Source organism: Desulfovibrio sp. 3_1_syn3, assembly GCF_000145315.2.
GTDB classification, from domain to species: Bacteria; Desulfobacterota; Desulfovibrionia; order Desulfovibrionales; family Desulfovibrionaceae; genus Desulfovibrio; species Desulfovibrio fairfieldensis.
Genome location: NZ_ADDR02000001.1, coordinates 1,120,812 through 1,140,332, shown reverse-complemented (window position 1 = coordinate 1,140,332; position 19,521 = coordinate 1,120,812). Strand labels below are relative to the sequence as shown.

The window sequence follows — 19,521 nt, the reverse complement described above, 5'->3', positions numbered from 1 at the left end:
ACTTCAAACCAATCAATGACGTGTCGGCCACGCCGCAGGAGACTTCGTTCTGCAGAACACGGCCCGCCGCCTTCGGGACATCGTGCGGGAAGAGGACGCTGTCATCCGTCTGGGCGGCGACGAGTTCGTGCTCATTATTGAAGCCCGCACCCCCCAAGACGACGCGGATGAACTTGCGGAAAGAGTCCGTTCCGCCCTTTCCCGTCCGCTGGAATACGAAGGCAGGTCCGTGGCCGTGGGAGCCAGCGTAGGCTATACGGCATTCGACGGCGGAGATGAAAGCTGCGACACCCTGCTAACCCGCGCCGACCAAGCCATGTACGCCCAAAAAACTACGCGCAAGGCAGGTCGCTGACGCGTCGCTAGACACCGAGCCCTTCCCGCATGGCCCGGCGCACCGCTTCCACCTTGGCGTGGATGTCCTGCGCGCCCACCAGTTCCGAGACCAGGGCGCAGCAGCGCGCGCCGTGGCGGGCCACGTCCGCGATATTATGTTCCTTGATGCCGCCGATGGCCACAAAAGGCAGCTCAGTGTTGCGCGCCACCCACTCCAGATACTCGAAGCCCACCGGGTCCACCACGTCTTCCTTGGTCTGGGTGGCGAAGATGGGCCCCACCCCGATGTAGTCCGCGCCCGCGTTCACGGCGGCCACGGCCTGCTCCGGCGTATGGGTGGACAGGCCGATGAGCATGTCCGGCCCCACCAGGCGGCGCACCTCGGGCACGGGCAGGTCTTCCTGGCCGATGTGCACGCCGTCGGCCCCCACCAGCATGGCGATGTCGATGTGGTCGTTGACAATGAAACAGGCCCCGGCCCTTTCGGTCAGGCGGCGCAGCAGGCGGCATTCCTCAAGCATCTTGCCGGCTTTGAGCTTTTTTTCCCGGTATTGCAGAATGCGCACCCCGGATTCCAGCAGGGCTCCGGCCACCACGGCCAGGGGACGGCCCAGGGAAAGGCGCGAATCGGTCAGGGCGTAGAGGTCGGTCCGGCCGGGCAGAATGGCGGGCATGGCGGTCTCCTTTTAGAAGATTTAACACTTGAAATACTCGTTTACGGCGAGCAAAGCTCGCCTACTCGTCTTTCGTGGCAAGGATTTGTCTACAACTCCTTGCAGAGCAGTTCACGCATTTCATGCGTGAACTGCTCTAGGGTTTGCACGCCGCCCAGAGGCGGCGGATACAACTTTTCACAAAGCGTGCCGGGTGAAATGAGGTATGGGCCAGTTTGCGCGGCAGTTCAAAGCCGCGCGCGTCGAAATCTTCAGGCCGCAGCAACGGGTATTCCGCGCGCCAACCGGCTGTGGCGCAGCCTTCGGCCTTGCGCCGCTCCAGGGCCGCGCCCAGAGGCGTCCGGCCGGGCTCCAGGCCCAGCACGGCGCAGAGGGCTTCGTCCAGGGCCACGGCGGACGGGCTCGCGCCGATGAGCCCCAGGGCGAAGGGTCGCCCCCGGCTGGGGCCGGTGACGTGCATGGCCCGCACGCCGTCGGCCAGCGCGGCCACCGGCGGCAGGGCCGCCCAGAGCGCGGCCAGGCAATCCGCGAAATAGTCGGGGTCGCGCCCTTCGCAGGTGTGGACCAGGGCTTTGCGCAGGCCGCTGACGCAGCCGAAACAGTTTTTCACCGCCAGGGTCAGCAGCATCTGGCTGTGGGCCTTGACCCTGGGCACGGAGAGAATCAGGTCACACTCCAGGGCCCGCCGGGCCACCATGAAGCGCGCGCCGCGCCCTTCAGGAGCTTCCGGCAGGGGCAGGCGCACGGGCACTGGCCGGTCCAGGGCGCGCACCTTGAGCTTCAGGGGCCGCAGGGTCGCTTCCAGGCCGATCTTGCGGGCCACGGCATCGGCGCGGCCGAAACCCGGCGAATCAGCCACCTCCACCCTGGCCCCCCGCTCCAGCAGCCAGGCGCAGGCAGCGGCCGTCACTTCGGGAGCGGCGCAGGCCAGGGGCCGGGCAGTGAGCAGATTGGGCTTGACCAGCACGCGCAGGCCCACGCCCACGCGCGGCCCGGCGCTCTCCAGGGCCTGAAACACGGCCTGCCGGAGACGCGGCGCGGCATAGTCCGGACAGGCCAGCAGAGCCACGGGCAGACCGCGCTCCACAGGGACGCGGGGCACGGCAAACGGAATGTCGGTCATGCGGCGACTATGCCGTCAGGGGCCCGATTTGTAAAGACAATCGTCCAGCCGCACAGCTCCGGCCGCCCTCCCGCCGCCGGGGGCGCTCTTTTCAAGCCGCCCCTCTTGGCGTAGAAACAGACAACCGCGTGAAGCGCGGGCCATAAGGATATAATACACTATGCGCCATTATTGTTTTTTGCTCATACTTTCGTTCTGTCTGCTGGCTCTGCCTGCACTGCCCGGCCTGCCGAACCCGGTCGTGGGCCCGGCTCTGGGGGCCGCGCCCCAGGCCACAGCCCCCAAGAAGGACAAGGCTGACAAGGCAGCCAAAGCCGAGGATACGGGCAAGGATAAAGCCGCCGACGCCGCGCCGGACCAGAAAGCTGACGACGCCAAGGCCGAGGAAAAGCCCCTGCTCCCGGAGCACGACCCATGGGAAATGGTTTGGGCCGGCCAGCACGACAGGCTTAATCAAATCAAGCAAATCGCCTCCAAGCTCAGCGACGGTTTCGCCGATGAGGCGGCCCATCTCACGGAAAAGGCCCAGCCCTTCGAAGAAGAGGCCCGCCGCCTGCTGGTGTTGACCAATACTTTCAAGAACTGGCCCAATCCCATGGAGGCCGTGAGCCGCCGCATCACGGTCACGGTCAACCAGGTAAACCAGGTGCTGGAGCCCATCCTGCTGGCCCGCTCCGAGGCCCAGGGCCTGCTGGAGCAGGTCAATTACATGGCCGACAGCCTGCCCGAGGATTTGCACGACGGGCGACTGAGCGCGGAAATGCGGAGCTACATTCAGGACATCGGCCAGGCCCGGCTGCGCCTCACCGCCGTGCTGGCGCAGTATAATTCGGCCCTGGCTCCCTCCCTGGCCCTGATCAAGCGCCTGGAGCAAACCCGGAAGGACATCAGCGCCCAACTGCCCGCGCTCTGGAAAGATTATTATCTGCAAAGCCCGGTGCCCTACTTCAGCCCCGAGGCCTGGGCCAATTTCGGCCAACAGATGATTTATTCCTACCAGGGCATGATGCTGCGCCTGCCCGTGGAGATGCCGGTCACCGTCAATCAGTGGAGCGCGGCGGCCCTGCGCTTCATCATCTGCCTGCTGTTCACCGGCGCGATCAGCCTGCTGTTCTACCGCCGTTGGATCAACCAGAATTCCAATCCCGTCAGCCGCCACATTTTCCGGGTCAGCCTGCCCTGGCTCTGCCTGGGGCTCTCCCTGCTGGGCAGTTCCCTGTCCGCCACGGGCGAATTTTACCGGCTCTTCCTGGCGCTGGGCAATCTTTCCATCATTCTGGGCCAGGTTTTCCTGGCCTGGGACCTGCGCCTGCTGAAATACCCGGACGTGGAACAACAGCCCGCGCCCTTCCGACGGCTGATGCCCCTGACCCTCTGCGCCTATGCCCTGCTTTACCTGCCGCTGACCAAGCCACTGGTCCTGATGATCTGGATGAGTCTGGTCGTGGCCTCCCTGTTCTGGCGGCGGCGTTGGACCAAGGGCGACTACGGCTCCCTGCAACTGGAATCCAGCGTGCTGGACGGCGACTCCATCGTGCTCTGGCTCTGCCTGCTGCTGGCTATCTCCGGCCTGCATATCTACAGCATGGCCCTCTATCTGCTCTTTGTCTCCTGCTCCCTGGCTCTGGAACTCAGCCTGGGCGGCATGGCCCTGATCAGCAATATTAACGAGCATCTGCCCAAGGAAGGCGCGCGCGCCGCCCTGGCCCGCCTGCTGGTGGCCCTGGCCGCGCCCGTGGTGCTGGTGGTGGCCGTGGTGGGCGTGCTGCTCTGGGTGGGCACTCTGCCCGGCGGCATGTACCTGCTGAGCGAATACGTGCTCAAGGGCGTGAACGTGGGGGCCACCCAGTTCAACATCGTCCAGATCCTGCTGATCATCAGCGTGTTCTACCTCACGCGCACGGCCGTGGCCATGGGCTCGCGCTTTCTGGCCAAACTGCCCAAGCAGGGTTTGCAGATTGATTCGACCCTGATTCCGCCCATGCAGACAGCCTTCACCTACGCGGTGTGGGCCATCTTCGGCCTGTTCGTGCTGCGGGCCCTGGGCATGGAGCTGAGCAATCTGGCCATGGTGGCCGGCGGTCTTTCCGTGGGCATCGGCTTCGGCATGCAGACCATTGTGAACAACTTCCTCTCCGGCCTGATCCTGATCTTCAGCCGCACGCTCCAGGCCGGGGACGTGGTGGAAGTGGGAGGCACCACGGGCCGGGTACGCAAAATCAGCGTGCGCGCCACCATGGTGGAAACATTCGACAATGCCCTCATCTACGTGCCCAACTCCGAATTCGTGGCCAGCCGCCTGATCAACTGGACGCGCAACAGCCGCACGGTACGGCGCGAAATCACGGTGGGCGTGGCCTACGGCTCGGATACGGCTCTGGTCATGAAGCTCTTGCTGTCCATAGCCAACGGGCACGAAAACGTGCTCAAGTACCCCACGCCCACGGTCACCTTCAATGATTTCGGGGCCAGCACCCTGGATTTCGTGCTGCGCTTCTGGGTCAAGGATTATGACGTGGGTGTGTCCACTTCCTCGGACATGCGCCTGGAAATCGAAAAACAGTTCCGCCAGCACCGTATTGAGGTGGCCTTCCCGCAGCTGGACGTGCACATCAAGGACATGCCGCCGCGCTTCAGGGCCCCGCAGGCCCAGGCCCGCGTCCGTGCGGCACTGCCCGCGCGGCGGCCGCGCCGTCGTCCGGCCACAGCCGCGCCCGCCGGGAAAAATGCCGCCGGAAAAAGCGTGCAAACGGAAAAAGAAACCAAGGAAAAGGACGTGCCGCAGACCGCCTGACGCATTTCGATCCTGTCGGCATCTTGGATGTCAACGTGCTCCGAGGGCTGTCCCCCACCCGCAACCGGCAAAGGAGGCTGTAATGATCCGCCGCGCCCAGGAACGTGAAACGTGTGACAAGACCATGTTCGGCGGGCCGGGTATGGCCCATTTCACCAAGCTCCTGAACGAAACGGAATTCGAGGGCAAAGGACGGCTGTACAACCACGTCCTGCTCCGTCCCGGCGACGCCGTGGGCAAGCACCGCCACAACGGCGACTTTGAGGTTTTTTTCATCCTCAAGGGCGAAGGCCTCTATGACGACAACGGGTGCGAAGCCACGGTCAGGGCCGGGGATGTGACCGTCTGCCGCCACGACGAGGAGCACGCCCTGCTTAACAACGGCCCGGGCGACCTGGAAATGATCGCCCTGATTCTCTATTCCGAAAAATGACAGCCGCGAAATGGAGGGGGCGGCCCAGGGCCGCCCCCTCCATTTCGCGGCAACGCCTTGCAGCACGGTCAACTTTCAAAATTAAATCGCTCAAGCGCTTCCGGCCTTCTTCTTTTTCCGGTTGACCACCCAGCCGATGACCCCGCCGATCAGGCCGCCGATCAGCGCGGCCAGCACCAGCTTGCCCGCGAAGGAATCCAGGTACGACGCCCAGGGCACGCTGTGGTCGATGTTCAGCTCCTTGAGGATTTCCCGGGCATGGGCTTTGGCCTCGCCCAGTTGCTCGGCCACGTTCTCGGCCGGGTTGAGAATCTGGTACTGGTTGACGATGACCAGCTTCCCCTGAGCCAGCAGATAGCTTGAAATCACGGCCTGCTTGTCCACTTCCCGCTGCCCGCCCGCGCGGCTTACCTGGTCCATGACCGCCATGAAGGAAAGGCTGGTGTCGCTGCTGTCGAAAACGCCCAGCGTGTCAATGTCGCCGATGCTCATGCTGCCGTCGCCGGTCTTGCCCAGCACGCTGTTGATCTTCTTTTTAAGCGTTGTCTTCAACTGCTCCTGCGCCTTGGTGATGCCTTTTTTCACCTCGGCGAAATCCTTTATGCTCAGATTTTTGTCCGCAAGCGGCCGCAACGTGGAAATGATGAAATATTTTTCCAGGCGCTGCCCGTTGGGGTCCACGAATTTTTTGTGGCTTTCCTCGTCCACGTAAAGCGCCAGGATCCGCATGGTCTTGGGCGAAATCCCGGCCAGGAATCCGCGCACACTGAGATAGGGCTCCTTGTCGCCTGGCAGATAGCCTTGCGGCACAGTGTAACTGATGCTCTCGCCCCCGATGTCCAGGCTTGCCGCGCGCGTGGTCACGGCCAGCAACAGGCAGACGGCGCAGGCGAACAGAATTTTCTTCATGACGGTTTTTCCTTTTCCGGTAATAAGGGCACGCGTGAGTCACTCTCCGCCGTTGGGCAGCGGCACTGCTTCGCACATTGAACCCGCCGCGTTACGGCGCGGCCCGTTCGTCTTCCAACACGCGCCCGACGGGGATGTTCCGGAACATCCGCGCCGAGCGCGTGTCAGCGGGTCTTTAGAGCAGATTAACTCTGAAATTTTACAAATTTCAAAGTTAACTTGCTCTAATACTGGATATACGCCACGTGCGTCTGCAAGTATTCCAGAAGGCCGTGCTTGCCGTCAGCGCCGCCGATGCCGGACTTGCGCCAGCCCGCATGGAAGCCCTGCATGCCTTCGAAGTTTTCGCGGTTGACGTAGGTCTCGCCGAACTTGAGACGGTTGACGGCCTCCATGGCCAGGGAAACATTGCGCGTGTAGATGGATGAAGTCAGACCGTATTCGCAGTCGTTGGCCAGGGCAATGGCCTCGTCGAAATCGCGGAAGGTCAGCATGGGCAGCACCGGCCCGAAGATCTCCTTGCGCACGATTTCCATATCCTGGCGGCAATTGCGCAAGAGCGTGGGCATGTAGAAATAGCCCGTCTTCCTGTCCGCGGGCGCGCCGCCCGTGACCGCCTCCGCGCCGTCGGCCCTGGCCCGGCGGACCATGCCCTCAATTTTCGCCAATTGCTCGGCATTGATCTGGCTGCACATGTCCGGCGCGGGTTCGTCAAAGGGATCGCCCAGGCGCACGGCCTCAAAAGCCCTGACCAGTTTTTCCGCAAAGGCGTCGGCAATGCTCTCGTGCACATAGACCCGCTCGGCGCAATTGCAGACCTGGCCGCTGAAGATCACCCGCGAGGCCGTGACGGCCTTGGCCGCCAAGTCCAGGTCCGCGTCCGCGCAGACGATGGCCGGGGCCTTGCCGCCCAGTTCCAACGAAACCTTGGTGATATTGGCCGCGCCGGCCGTGATGATGCGCTGCCCGGCCTCCACGCTGCCGGTGAGGGAAACCATGTCGGTCAACGGGCTTTTGGCCAGGGCCTCGCCCAGGCGCGCCCCGCCGCCGGTAACCACGTTGAGGATGCCCCTGGGCAGATCAAGCCCGGCGGCGATCTTGGCGAATTCCATGACCGTGACCGGGGCCACGCTGCTGGGTTTGACCACCACGGCACACCCGGCCAGCAGGGACGGGGCCACCTTGCGGGCCGTGACGAAGAGCGGGAAATTCCAGGGGCAGATGCCCGCCACCACGCCGATGGGCTGGCGGTACAGCAGAATGTTTTCGCGCGGGCGGTCGCTCTGGATGATCTCGCCTTCGTAGATCCGGGCCCAACCCGCGTAGTAGTCGAAATACTCAGCGGTGAAATCCACTTCCACCTGGGCCAGGGGCAGGGTTTTGGCCTGTTCCTCGGCCAGGATGGCGGCCAGTTCGGTCCGCCGACCGCGAATGCCCTCGGCCAGTTTTTTCAGCGCTGTGGCGCGTGTGGGCACGGGCAGCGCGGCCCAGGCGTCCTGCGCGGCGCGCGCGGCCTCCAGCGCGGCCTGGGCGTCTTCCGCCCCGCCGTCCGGCACCTGGGCCATGATTTGGCCGCTGGAAGGATTTTCCACATCAATCATGCCCTCGCCGGGCCTGCTGACCAGTTCGCCGTTGATGAATTGTTTATACGTGCGCATGGGTGTTCTCCTTGAAAAGGTTTTCGATATGAAAGAGGACGGCACCCCGTTGGAGCGCCGAAACGGCGGCGGCCGCGCCTTGCTCCCTGAAAATTCTGGCCCGGATGGCCGCGATGTCCGCCTTGTCTATTCTCCGCGTGATATTGACCCAGACGGCATGAAAACCGTAGCCGCCCTCAAGCATTTCCTTCTTGGCCTGTTCCTTTGTCCAGCCCTGAAAAACCACCCGGTACATGGCCATGATCAGGCCCGTCCTGTCCGCACCGTGCCGACAGTGCACCAGGATGGGCTTGGGCGCGTCGTGGATGATGCGCAATGCGCTGATGATATCCTCATCATGGGTGTTCCAGGAGTGCATGGGCACATTTCTGAGCAGCAGGTCCCCGCTTTTGTCCAAGGCGTCATCCCTGTTGGGGGAGCGCAGGGACAGGACGGTTTTGATGCCCAGGTTTTCCGCGCTGCGCAGGCCCTCTCCCTCGGGCTGGCCGGAGCGATAGACTTCGGAATCCACCCGGTAAAGATTGGGGAGCCCTTCCGCCCGCACGGGCTCGGCCCATCGGCTGTCCCTCTGAACGGCCTCGGCACGGGGATCAGGCGTGTTTACGGCGTGCAGCGCGTATCCAACGATCGCCGCCAACAGCAGCGACAATAAAACCGCTTTTGCCAAAACTCGCATCTATCTCTCCCGCCGGGCTCGCGCCCGGCCCGCATTTCGATTCCGAGGCAGATACGCTTTGAAATTAGGCTCAGTCCTCATTAAAACGCCGCCCGCGAAAAGCTGAATTTTTTCGGGCAGCAAGGCGCAAAGAAAAAATTGGGCGAAGCCGTATTGAACATACCGTGAGGCCAATTTCTTTTTTGCAACGCCGCTGTACGGAAAAAGACGGCTTTGCAGCAGGCGCTTTAATGAGGGCTGAACCTAGGTCCGGGTTCAAAGCATACGCGACCCTCAAGCTGCGGCGGGAGCGTGGTCCCACCTTATTTGCAAACATACCTCCATAGCGGCAAAGCCGTAAAGAGCGCGACCCCCCTCAAACGACACCCCAATCCCCGGTTCCGTAGTTCCGTGATTCCGTGATTCCGTGGTTCGCCGCTTGTCAGACGGGCAGAAGACGGAACACGAAACCGGAGAATTATCACAGTCCGGTCCTGCGGCAACTTCGAACGTGTCAATTCTTAACGTTACTCCGCTCTATGGCCGGGTATTTTCCTTCCTGTAGCTGATGTGGTTCTTGCGACTGCAATAATAGCCGACGCCCAGGACGATAAACCAGAGAGGCGTGGCCAACAGCGCCATTCTGGTGTCGTGCTCAAGCGCCATCAGGACAAGGATGCCGATAAAGAACGCCAGGACAGCCCCGCAGGAAAACAGGCCGCCGGGCAGCTTGAACCTGGATGCCGCATGGCGCTCGGGATGCTTCTTGCGATACACATAATAGGCCGCCATGATCATTGACCAGATGAAAACAAAGCACACTGACGAAACCGACGTCATAATCGTGAATGCGGACATGATGGTGGGCATGATGATCAGCATGGACGCGCCGAGCAACAGGCAGATACAGGAAAACAGCAGCCCGTCGGCGGGCACCCGGCGGGATGAAAGCCTGCCGAATCTTCGTGGAGCCACCCCTACCAGCCCCAGGCCGTAAAGCATGCGGCTTGTGGAATAGATGCCGCTGTTTGCCGAGGACGCCGCGGACGTCAGCACCACAAAGTTGATGATGCTGGCCGCGGCCGGAATGCCCACGGCCACAAAGGTGTTCACAAAGGGGCTGCTCTGGCTGTCGATGTCCGACCAGGGCGTGATGCACATGATGGCAAGCAGCGCAAAGACATAGAAAAAGACGATACGGTAGGGAATGGTGTTGATGGCTCTGGGCAGGCTGGTTTCAGGGTCCTTGGCTTCCGCGGCGGTGGTACCGATAAGCTCAATGCCGACAAAGGCGAACAAAGCGATCTGGAAACCGGCGAAAAATCCGAAAACGCCCTTGGGGAACCACCCCCCATACGCCCACAGGTTCGCCACGGATGCCGTATGCCCGGAAACGGAAGAGGTGAAGCCCGTGAGCACCATGTACACGCCCACAGCGATAATAGCCAGGATGGCCATTACCTTGATGGAAGCGAACCAGAACTCCATTTCACCAAACAGGTTCACGGAAACGAGGTTCAGGCCCATGATCAGGAGCACCACCAGAATCGACGGAACCCAGACGGAGATGGCCGGAAACCAGAAATGGAAGTATGAGGCGATGGCGATGACGTCCGCCGTGCCTGTCACCACCCAGCAGAACCAGTACGTCCATCCGACGAAAAAACCCGCCCACGGGCCGATGATGTCCTCGGCCATGTCCATGAAGGATTTGTAGCGCAGGTTGGAAAGCAGCAGTTCGCCCATGGCGCGCATGGCCAGGTAGATAAACGCGCCGATGATCATGTAGACAAAAACGATGGACGGCCCGGCGAGATTGATGGTTTTGCCCGAGCCCATGAAAAGGCCGGTGCCGATGGCGCCGCCGATGGCAATAAGTTGGATATGCCTCTGGCTCAAACCGCGCTTGAGCGCGTGCGGTGGATCCTGCCCGTCGGGGTTGACATGATGCTCGCTCATTCTGTTTTTCCTCAATGGCGGCAATCGGTTGTCACCCTCCCGTCCTGAGCATGCCAAACTGCCGGACATAGGTCGAGAAAAAAGAATCCGGCGGAAGCACGCTTTCCGTCAACACCGTGACGGGAAACGTCCCTCCGCCGGAATGCGATTGTGGCTCCGGGCTCTGGACTAGTGTCTGATTGCAAAGATTTCGAGCACGTTATGCTCTCAATTTTCGCTGAGTCACAGCGGCTACGCCTCGTCCCCCATGCGAAAATCCACGCGGATCTTGTACAGCTTGGTGGCCGGCAGATTGAGGATGCTCACGCCGGTGCGCGCGCTGATGCCGTCCAGAATGGCCTGGCTCTCCTCGCGCGAAGGGCTGATCAGGGTGAACCAGACATTGTAGCTGTGCTCGCGCAGATAATTATGGGTCACGCCGGGCTGGGCGTTGACCTCGGCAATAAAGGCGTCCAGCTTGTCCTCGGGCACCTTGGACGCGCAGAGCGTGGACACGAAGCCCAGTTTGGCGGACTGGAAATTGGCCCCCAGCCGGCGGATGATCTTGCGGCTGCGCAAAGCCCGCACCCGCTCCAGAGCTTCCTCCTCGGGGATGCCCAGGCGTTGCCCCAGCTCGGCATACGGCCGGGATGCGAGTGGAAAGTTCGTCTGGATGATGTCCAGCAGCTGTCTGTCCACGCTGTCCATCTGACCGGCTGCATTGTCCGTGATGCCGCGGCTCTGCTTATCCATGCTGCGATCCTGCGGTTTGACTGTTATCTTGTTGTCCGGATTCAGCGTGTCTTCATTTTCGAGGGCACGTAGGTGCACAGGGGCTCAGGACCCATATGGTCGCCGCTCATGCTCTGGGCGCGGGCCCGGCAGCCGCCGCAAACCTTGTGAAACTCGCAGACGCCGCATTTGCCCGTGTAACAGGACTGGTCGCGGAACTGACGAAAGTATTCGCTCTTGCGCCAGATCTCCGGGAAGGGCGTTTCGCGCACATTGCCGCAGTTGAGCTCCAGATACCCGCAGGGCTGCACCTGGCCGGTATGGCTGATGAAGCAGAAACCCGTGCCGCCCAGACAGCCCCTGGTCATGGCGTCCATGCCGAAGGTTTCCGGCGTGACGCTCAGGCCTTCCTCATGCGCGCGCTGGCGCATGATCCGGTAATAGTGCGGCGCGCAGGTGGCCTTGAGGTGCATGTTTGTGCCCTTGCGGAAATCATACAACCAGTGCAGCACGTCCTCGTATTCCTGTGCGGTGATGACCTGATCCGCCAAACCCGAGGCCCGGCCCATGGGCACCAGCAGAAAGATATGCCAAGCCGCCGCGCCGATGCGCTCGCAGAGCTCGAAGATCTTCTTGAAGCTGCTCAGGTTGTTGCGGGTCACCGTGGTGTTGATCTGAAAGGGCACGCCCACGTCCTTGAGATAGCCGATGCCGCGCATGCTGTCCTCAAACGCGCCGGGTACGCCGCGAAAGGCGTCGTGACTGGCCGCGTCGGCCCCGTCGATGGAAATGGAGCAGCGCTCCACGCCCGCCTCTTTGATCCGGCGGGCGCTTTCCGGGGTGATCAGGGTGCCGTTGGGCGAAAAGGCGCAGGTCAGGCCCTTGGCGTGGGTATAGGCCACCAGTTCATAGACGTCCGGCCGCATCATGGGATCGCCGCCGGTGAAGATGATGATGGGATTGCCCACCTGGGGAAACGTGTCGATGAGCGCCTTGGCCTCGTCCGTGGACAGCTCGCCGGGATACGGCTCTGGGTGGGCCTCGGCCCGGCAGTGCTTGCAGGCCAGGTTGCAGGAACGGGTCACTTCCCAGGCGACCAGACGGCAGACCGGGCTGCCGTCTTCCAGAACGCGGGCGGGCATGCCCGGCGCATTGCCGGGCTCACTCCCCGGATGGCCGCCGGGATGGCTTTTAGGCATGGCTCCCGGATGCCCGCCGTGTTGCTCGTGTCCGTGCATCAGCGCGCCAGCCTTTGCCTCAGGATTTCCTCGGCGAAATAGGTGATGATCATGTCCGCGCCCGCCCGCTTGAGGCCCAGCAGGCTTTCCAGCATGACCGCGCGCTCGTCGATCCAGCCGTTGAGCCCGGCCGCGCGGATCATGGCGTATTCGCCGCTGACCTGATAGGCGCAGAGCGGCACTTCCACATGCTCGCGCACCAGGCGGATGATGTCCCCGTACGGACCGGCGGGCTTGACGATGAGCGCGTCCGCGCCTTCGGCCAGATCCGCGCGAGCTTCAATGAGCGCCTCGCGGGCATTGCCGGGGTCCATCTGATAGGACTTGCGGTCCCCGGCGGCCGGGGCGGATTCCGCCGCGTCGCGGAAAGGACCGTAATAGGCAGAGGCGTACTTCACGGCATAGGACATGATGGGCAATTCCTTGAGGCCGCCCTCGTCCAGGGCCGCGCGGATAGCCGCCACGCGCCCGTCCATCATGTCCGAGGGGGCCACCATGTCCGCCCCGGCGGCCGCGTGGCTGACGGCCGTCTTGGCCAGCAGGGGCAACGTGGGATCATTGAGCACCGCGCCGTCGGGCATCAGCACGCCGCAGTGGCCGTGGCTCATGTATTCGCAGAGGCAGACGTCGGTGATGACGATGAGTTTGGGCCAGCGCTCCTTGAGGCGGCGCACGGCCTGCTGCACGATGCCGTCCTCGGCGTAGGCCGAGCTGGCCTTTTCATCCTTTTCGGCCGGAATGCCGAAGAGCAGCACGGACATCAGACCCGCGTCCACGGCCTTTTCCACCTGCTTTTCCAGTTCCGCCGGCGAAAGCTGGTACTGGCCGGGCATGGAAGCCACTTCTTTGCGGAAGGATGCGTCTTCGGTTTCCACCACAAAGTAGGGCATGATCAGGTCTTCCACCAGCAAAGGCGGAGTTTCACGCACCAAGGTGCGGAGTTCCGGGGTCCAGCGCAGCCGACGGCCGCGATGAAATGTCTGGGACATGGCGTAGATACCTCGTATAAAATTTCCGCAGTTACGGTCATTGACGTCCATTTCAGGATAACGCAAAATTCTTTGAGGGGAAAGCATGTCCAGTTGCGTGCGATTACTGACATACAGAGAGATGTGGCAGCATGATGGCGTATCCCGGATATATCGGGAAAATCCCTTTCGTGTCCGCCCGCTCTTCTGAACCAGCGCTCCCAGAACTGATTCTCTTTGAAACGCCACACGGTTAAAAGGTGTCATTCCGGCAAAAAAACGCGGTTATCGCTACTGTCGATCCCCGTATGGCTCCGTTGTCGCCAACGGGGACAGCCCTTCGGGCTGCCTTCGGTCGCTTTGCCGGAATCCACACCCCTTCGTAGCGTGCCTCACCGTGTTCGGCGTTAGAGCATTTCAAAGATGAAATGCTTTAACGTTCTTCCGGCCTGCGACGAGCTCTTGACGGCGAGGTAAAATGTTAAAAAAAACTCTGGACAGCAACCCGTCCGCAAATGTTGCCGCCAAACAAAAACAGCCTGATGTGATATCAAAATGGGAGGAACAATGAGAGAGAGAGATGTATACGTTTTTATCTTTATACTTCTTCTAACATACTTTCAGAGTAAATACATTGGTTTTTATCATGATGATTATGGATATGGTTCGCTTGTTTATGGTGTGACAGGGGAATACAGTGGTCGCGGACTTGCTGATATAATAGCCTTTTGCAAGGATCATTATATCAATTGGGGAGGACGTGTCCTCTTCTTTTTTTTTCAAATTCTGAGCATGAAGCTCGGTATGCAGGGCTTCATGCTTGTTCAGGCATTCGTTACGGGAACGGCGTTATTTTTTGCCTATAAAACAGTCCTGACCGTCGTCAACGATCATGAAAAAAACTGGTTATATGTTCTTTGCGTTCTACTGGGCAGCTATCTTCTTTTTTATCCGGACACATACAAAAATGCTCTTTTCTGGGCTTCTGCGTCCGTACTATACGTCTGGCCGTTATGCCCCCTAATGATCGGAATATACCTTGTCTATACTTGGCATTTTCAGCATGCCCAGTCTTGTGGGCGCCTTTTTCTGATGGGTATGATGTTCTTTCTTGCGGGCTTTTCGCAGGAACAGATCATCTTGGCGGCAATCAGCTTTGCACCGCTGTTTCTTGTGAGTGCTTCTTCCATCAGCCAGTTCAGGATACTGAAAAAACCGCTTCTGACAGTGCAGTGTGCGGCATTGCTGGGCTCATGCTGCATGCTGGCGGCACCGGGAAATTTCAAAAGGCTTGCTTCCGGGCATGACGGAGGAATGCACACGCTGGCAGAATTGCCCGCAGTGACATGGGAACTTGTCCGGGATATGCTGCGGGCACCGGGGGCAGTGATCTGGCTACTTTCCCTAGCGGCGGCTCTGTTTCTGCTGCGGGGGACGGTCATTCGGCGCCTGCTGCCCTTCTTGGGAATGGCAGCCGCTACGCTTGCTATTTTCTACGTTATCCGCCTGCGTTATATCTCGCCCAGAATCTATTTCCCAGCCAGCTTTTTACTGGCCATATTCTGTAGCGGAGTTTTTCCTGTCCTTGTCTCTAAATACAGTAGTATGAAAAAATACGCGACGAAATTTGTACTAATGCTTCTTATGTTGGGAGTGCTGCATCATTCATATTATGTTATCTATGGATACTATTTAAACTATCCAACTGTCATTGCAAACGACATGAATTTAAAAAAAGCGGGAGAGCTCCCTACACCGCCTCATGAAGTCATTTTCTACAAATTACCGGCACGTTATTACCATGAATGTATGCCGTATGATAACAGACCATATATCGAAGCGTGGATCAAATCTTACTATGGCCTGCCAGCGACAACCATTATCCGCTATGAGGATTCCCCTATTGGAGTAGATTAACTTTGAGAATTGGCATTCTCAAAAATTTTAAGACGTTCACTCTGGCGCAAAACGACGCTCTGCCCCCTAATTTACACCGGGCAGAGCGTCGTAGTTCATTCGATTTGCAACAGGCAAATGCCTTACTTACAGGCCGATCTCTTCATCGGTGAGATAACACGCCGGATCCTGCGCCCATTCGTCGCCGTAAAAAGCCTCGGCCCGAGCCCGGAAGTTGCCGCCGCAGATGTTCAGATATTTACATTTCGCGCAACGCCCGCCCACATGGACCTTTTTGTTCTTGAGCTTGTGCAGCAGTTCGATGTCCGGGTCGTCCCAGATCTGGGAGAAGGGGCGCTCCAGCACATTGCCGAAGACGTGCTCGCGCCAGAACTGGTCGGCGTGCACCTTGCCGTCCCAAGAGATACAGCCGATGCCCCGGCCTGAATTGTTGCCCTCGTTATACTGCAACAATTCAAAGACTTCCTCGGCCCGCTTGGGGTCTTCACGCTTCAGGCGCATCCAGACGTAGGGGCCGTCGGCATGGTTGTCCACGGTGAGAATTTCCTTGGGATGGCCCGCGTCGAACAGGGCGCGGGTTTCATCCATGATCAGGTCCAGCACGGCGCGGGTTTCGGCGTGATCCAGGTCTTCCTTGATCAGTTCCGATCCCCGGCCCGAATAGACCAGATGGTAGAAGCAGGCACGCGGCACTTCCAGATCCTTGAGCAGACGGAAGATGCCGGGAATTTCCGCCACATTGCGTTTGTTGATGGTGAAGCGCAGGCCTACCTTGAGGCCTTCGGCCTGGCAGTTGGCAATGCCCTGCAGGGCTTTTTTGAACGCGCCGGGCACACAGCGGAAATGGTCGTGCACATCTTCCATGCCGTCCAGGGAAATGCCCACGTAGGAAAGGCCTACTTCTTTGAGTTCGCGCGCCTTCTGGGGCGTGATCAGGGTGCCGTTGGTGGAGACCACCGCGCGCATGCCCTTGCCGGTCGCATGGCTGGCCAGCTCCACCAGATCCTTGCGCACCAGGGGTTCGCCGCCGGAAAAAAGCATCACCGGCGCGCCGAAGGCCGCCAGGTCGTCGATCATGGCCTTGGCCTGTTCGGTATTGATATCATCCGTGCCGTCCACTTCCACGGCATGGGCATAACAGTGCACGCACTTGAGGTTGCAGCGCTGGGTCATGTTCCAGACAATGACCGGTTTCTTGTCCTTGGAGAATTGCAGCAGATGCGAGGGGAGTTTGCCGGATTCACGGCCGTAGCGCAGTGCGTCCGAAGGTTCCACCTGTCCGCAGTACAGTTTTGAAATGCCTATCATGGAATATGTCCTTATTTTTCAATCAGAGTTTTCAGTACGGCAAAGGCCTCGTCAATGCCCTCGGGCTTGGTGCCGCCCGCCTGGGCCAGATCCGGGCGGCCGCCGCCCGCGCCGCCGCAGGGCGCGGCCACTTCCTTGATCAGGGCCGGAGCCGTGAAGCGGCCGTGCAAATCTTTGGAGACATAGAGCAGCAGGCCCACCTTGCCCTCTTCCACCGTGGCCAGGCAGGCCACCCCGGCGCTGGAAAGGCGCGATCGCACGTCGTCCATGATCTCGCGCAGGGCCTTGACCGGCACGTTTTCCAGACGCGCGGCCAACAGGCGCACGCCGTTGATCTCCTCGGCCCGGCGCAGCAGGTCCGCGCCCGTCACAGGCGCGGCGGCGGCCTTTTCCGAGGCCTTGCGCATTTTCTTGACTTCCGTCTGCAAGGTCTGTACGCGCTCGGCCAGCTGACCGGGTTTGGATTTGAGCAGACCGGCCAGGGCCGCGGCTTCGGCGCGCTGTTCCACAGCCAGGCCGTAAGCGTTCCAGCCGGTGACAGCCTCAATGCGGCGGGTTCCGGCGGCCACGCCGGTTTCAGCCACGATCAGGAAGGAGCCGGCCTGGCCGGTGCGGCTGAGATGGGTGCCGCCGCAGAGTTCCATGGATTCGGGCTCCCGGCCTTCGCATCCCACAGTAAGTACACGCACGGTTTCGCCGTATTTCTCGCCGAACAGGGCCATGGCCCCTCCGGCCAGGGCTTCCTCGCGCGGCATTTCGCGCGCGGCCACCGGCAGATCGGCCATAATGGCGCGGTTGACGTCGCGTTCCACGGCGGCCAGTTCCTCCGGGGTCAGGGCCGCAATATGCGAAAAGTCGAAACGCAGGCGCCGGCTGTCCACCAGGGAACCGGCCTGCTTGACGTGCGTGCCCAGCGTCCGGCGCAGGGCCGCGTGCAGCAGATGGGTGCAGGTATGGTTGCGGGCAGTGGACTGACGGCTGTCCGCGTCCACGCTGAGAGTCGCTTCCTGCCCCAGATGCACTTCGCCGCGCAACACTTCGATTTCATGGACAATGAGATCCGGCGCGGGCTTGCGGGCGGTCAGCACTCCGGCCTCGCCCGACACGACGGCAAGCAGCCCGGCGTCGCCCGCCTGGCCGCCGGATTCGCCGTAAAACGGCGTTTTTTCCGTGACGGCAAAGCCTGTTTCGCCTTCGCCCAGGTGGTCCACGGGCACGCCCCCGGCGTCCAGCAGAGCCGTGACCGGACTTGCGGCCGTAAGGCTTTCATAGCCCACAAAGACGCTGCGCAGACCGTCGTCGGCCAGCTTTTTGAAGGCCGCGTCGCCCTCGCCCGCGCCCTGGCCCAGCAGGCCGCCCTTTTTCTGGTGCTCGCGGGCGCGTTCGCGCTGTTCGCGCATGTGGGCCTCAAAGCCCGACCCGTCCGCCGTAAAGCCGCGCTTGCCCGCCACGTCCGTGACGATGTCCAGGGGGAAACCGTAAGTATCGTAGAGCTTGAAGCAGAATGCGCCCGGGATGACAGTCTGCCCGGCGGCTTCCAGGCGTTGCAGCTCTTCTTCCAGCAGATGCAGGCCCTTTTCCAGGGTCAGGGAGAAGCGCTGTTCCTCCTCGAAGACCGCACGGTCGATGAAGTCCGCGCTCTCCAGAAGATCGGGATAGGCCTCGCCCATGACTTCCGTGACCTTGCGGGCCACCTTGTGCATGAAGGGTTCATGCACGCCCATGAGCGTGGCGAAGCGCAAGGCCCGGCGGATCAGGCGGCGCAGCACGTACCCCCGGTTTTCATTGGAGGGCAGCACGCCCTCGGCGATGAGAAAGGCGGCGGAACGGCTGTGGTCGGCGATGACGCGCAGGGCCGTGTCCACGTCGTTGGTGTCCGGCGCGCTGAAGCTGTAGGCCACGCCCGCCAGCCCGGCAGCGTACTGGATGATTTCCTGAAAGAGGTCGCAGTCGAAATTGGAGCGCTTGCCCTGGCAGACCGCGGCGATGCGCTCCAAGCCCATGCCGGTGTCGATGTTGGGCGCGGCCAGCAGGGCGCGGCTGCCGTCGGCGGCCTGGTCGAACTGGGTGAAGACCAGGTTCCAGATTTCCAGAAAGCGGTCGCAATCGCACTTGCCGATGCCGCAGTCCGGCCCGCAGGACATGTCCTCGCCCTGATCGATATAGATTTCGGAACAGGGGCCGCAGGGGCCGGTGTCGCCCATGGTCCAGAAGTTGTCCTTCTCACCCATGCGGATGATGCGCGCGTCGGTAAGCCCGGCCACGTCCTTCCAGATCTCGGCGGCCTCGTCGTCCTCGCGGAAGACCGTGACCCAGAGTTTTTCCTTGGGCAGTTGCAGTTCTTCGGTCACGAACTGCCAGGCCCAGGCAATGGCCTCGCGCTTGAAGTAGTCGCCGAAGGAAAAATTGCCCAGCATCTCGAAAAAGGTGTGGTGGCGCGCGGTGCGGCCCACGTTTTCCAGGTCGTTGTGCTTGCCGGACACGCGCAGGCATTTCTGACAGGAAGCCGCGCGGGTGTAGGCGCGCTTTTCCTCGCCCAGAAAGAGCTTTTTAAACTGGACCATGCCCGCGTTGGTGAACAGAAGGCTGGGATCATTGGGCGGGATCAGCGGCCCGGAAGGCACGATTTCGTGCCGGTGGCGCAGAAAAAAGTCCAGATAACGGCGGCGGATTTCTTGGGCAGTCAGCATACGGGCTCCGTGGCGGCTGCGCCCGGCCGAAACTGCAACGGCCGGGGAAAGGATTACGGCCGGGGGATGCCCCCGGGTCCAGGCTGATGACAAAGTCCGCTTCGCGGCCCTTGCGCCGCCAGCGGCGGCGGAGCCGCCGGGCGGAAAG

At 61.2% G+C, this 19,521-nt stretch carries 15 protein-coding genes; 4 read left to right on the top strand and 11 right to left on the bottom strand.

Annotation, left to right across the window (positions count from 1 at the left end; all coding sequences use genetic code 11):
- Positions 1 to 82: 82 nt before the first annotated feature.
- A complete protein-coding gene (locus HMPREF0326_RS17575) occupies positions 83 to 355 on the top strand; it encodes a diguanylate cyclase domain-containing protein (protein WP_442852417.1) in 273 nt (90 codons plus the stop codon).
- 7 nt (positions 356 to 362) lie between these two features.
- Here the strand turns inward: HMPREF0326_RS17575 and thiE are convergent, their stop codons facing one another.
- Both thiE and HMPREF0326_RS04815 read right to left on the bottom strand, forming a co-directional pair.
- Positions 363 to 1,010, bottom strand: coding sequence for a thiamine phosphate synthase (gene thiE / locus HMPREF0326_RS04820; protein WP_008683331.1), 648 nt, complete (start codon positions 1,008 to 1,010; stop codon positions 363 to 365).
- 136 nt (positions 1,011 to 1,146) lie between these two features.
- Positions 1,147 to 2,133: a DUF362 domain-containing protein gene (locus HMPREF0326_RS04815; RefSeq protein WP_009302704.1), complete on the bottom strand. Its 987-nt coding sequence runs from the start codon at positions 2,131 to 2,133 to the stop codon at positions 1,147 to 1,149.
- 160 nt (positions 2,134 to 2,293) lie between these two features.
- Here HMPREF0326_RS04815 and HMPREF0326_RS04810 point away from each other — a divergent pair, with 160 nt between their 5' ends.
- A complete protein-coding gene (locus HMPREF0326_RS04810) occupies positions 2,294 to 4,927 on the top strand; it encodes a mechanosensitive ion channel family protein (RefSeq protein ID WP_020990264.1) in 2,634 nt (877 codons plus the stop codon).
- Between the two features lie 82 nt (positions 4,928 to 5,009).
- Positions 5,010 to 5,360, top strand: coding sequence for a cupin domain-containing protein (locus HMPREF0326_RS04805; RefSeq protein WP_008683325.1), 351 nt, complete (start codon positions 5,010 to 5,012; stop codon positions 5,358 to 5,360).
- Between the two features lie 90 nt (positions 5,361 to 5,450).
- On the opposite strand, the gene HMPREF0326_RS04800 is transcribed toward HMPREF0326_RS04805, so the two are convergent.
- From HMPREF0326_RS04800 to hemB, 7 genes are all read right to left on the bottom strand, one after another.
- Complete coding sequence (locus tag HMPREF0326_RS04800; RefSeq protein WP_008683323.1) at positions 5,451 to 6,269, bottom strand: hypothetical protein; 819 nt, start codon at positions 6,267 to 6,269, stop codon at positions 5,451 to 5,453.
- 224 nt (positions 6,270 to 6,493) lie between these two features.
- The gene (aldA, locus tag HMPREF0326_RS04795) at positions 6,494 to 7,927 is read right to left on the bottom strand and encodes an aldehyde dehydrogenase (protein WP_009302702.1); all 1,434 of its coding nucleotides are present in this window, start codon (positions 7,925 to 7,927) and stop codon (positions 6,494 to 6,496) included.
- Complete coding sequence (locus HMPREF0326_RS04790; RefSeq protein WP_009302701.1) at positions 7,914 to 8,603, bottom strand: phosphatase domain-containing putative toxin; 690 nt, start codon at positions 8,601 to 8,603, stop codon at positions 7,914 to 7,916. Before HMPREF0326_RS04790 ends, aldA begins: the two co-directional genes overlap by 14 nt.
- A gap of 516 nt (positions 8,604 to 9,119) precedes the next feature.
- On the bottom strand, positions 9,120 to 10,541 hold the full coding sequence (gene cycA, locus HMPREF0326_RS04785; protein ID WP_008683320.1) for a D-serine/D-alanine/glycine transporter: 1,422 nt from the start codon (positions 10,539 to 10,541) through the stop codon (positions 9,120 to 9,122).
- Positions 10,542 to 10,772: 231 nt separating this feature from the next.
- Positions 10,773 to 11,273, bottom strand: a complete 501-nt coding sequence (gene ahbA / locus HMPREF0326_RS04780; protein ID WP_008683319.1) for a siroheme decarboxylase subunit alpha — start codon at positions 11,271 to 11,273, stop codon at positions 10,773 to 10,775.
- A 41-nt stretch (positions 11,274 to 11,314) separates the two neighbouring features.
- Positions 11,315 to 12,490 (bottom strand): heme b synthase, encoded by a 1,176-nt coding sequence (ahbD, locus tag HMPREF0326_RS04775; RefSeq protein WP_008683318.1) that lies wholly within the window; start codon positions 12,488 to 12,490, stop codon positions 11,315 to 11,317.
- Complete coding sequence (gene hemB / locus HMPREF0326_RS04770; protein WP_008683317.1) at positions 12,490 to 13,479, bottom strand: porphobilinogen synthase; 990 nt, start codon at positions 13,477 to 13,479, stop codon at positions 12,490 to 12,492. The genes ahbD and hemB overlap by 1 nt, the downstream gene beginning before the upstream one ends.
- 546 nt (positions 13,480 to 14,025) lie before the next feature.
- Here hemB and HMPREF0326_RS04765 point away from each other — a divergent pair.
- Complete coding sequence (locus tag HMPREF0326_RS04765; protein ID WP_008683316.1) at positions 14,026 to 15,375, top strand: DUF6056 family protein; 1,350 nt, start codon at positions 14,026 to 14,028, stop codon at positions 15,373 to 15,375.
- A 126-nt stretch (positions 15,376 to 15,501) separates the two neighbouring features.
- On the opposite strand, the gene ahbC is transcribed toward HMPREF0326_RS04765, so the two are convergent.
- Positions 15,502 to 16,683 carry a 12,18-didecarboxysiroheme deacetylase gene (gene ahbC / locus HMPREF0326_RS04760; RefSeq protein WP_008683315.1) on the bottom strand — a complete coding sequence of 394 codons (1,182 nt, stop codon included), beginning with the start codon at positions 16,681 to 16,683 and terminating at the stop codon, positions 15,502 to 15,504.
- An 11-nt stretch (positions 16,684 to 16,694) separates the two neighbouring features.
- Positions 16,695 to 19,373, bottom strand: a complete 2,679-nt coding sequence (gene alaS / locus HMPREF0326_RS04755) for an alanine--tRNA ligase (RefSeq protein ID WP_008683314.1) — start codon at positions 19,371 to 19,373, stop codon at positions 16,695 to 16,697.
- Positions 19,374 to 19,521 lie beyond the last annotated feature (148 nt).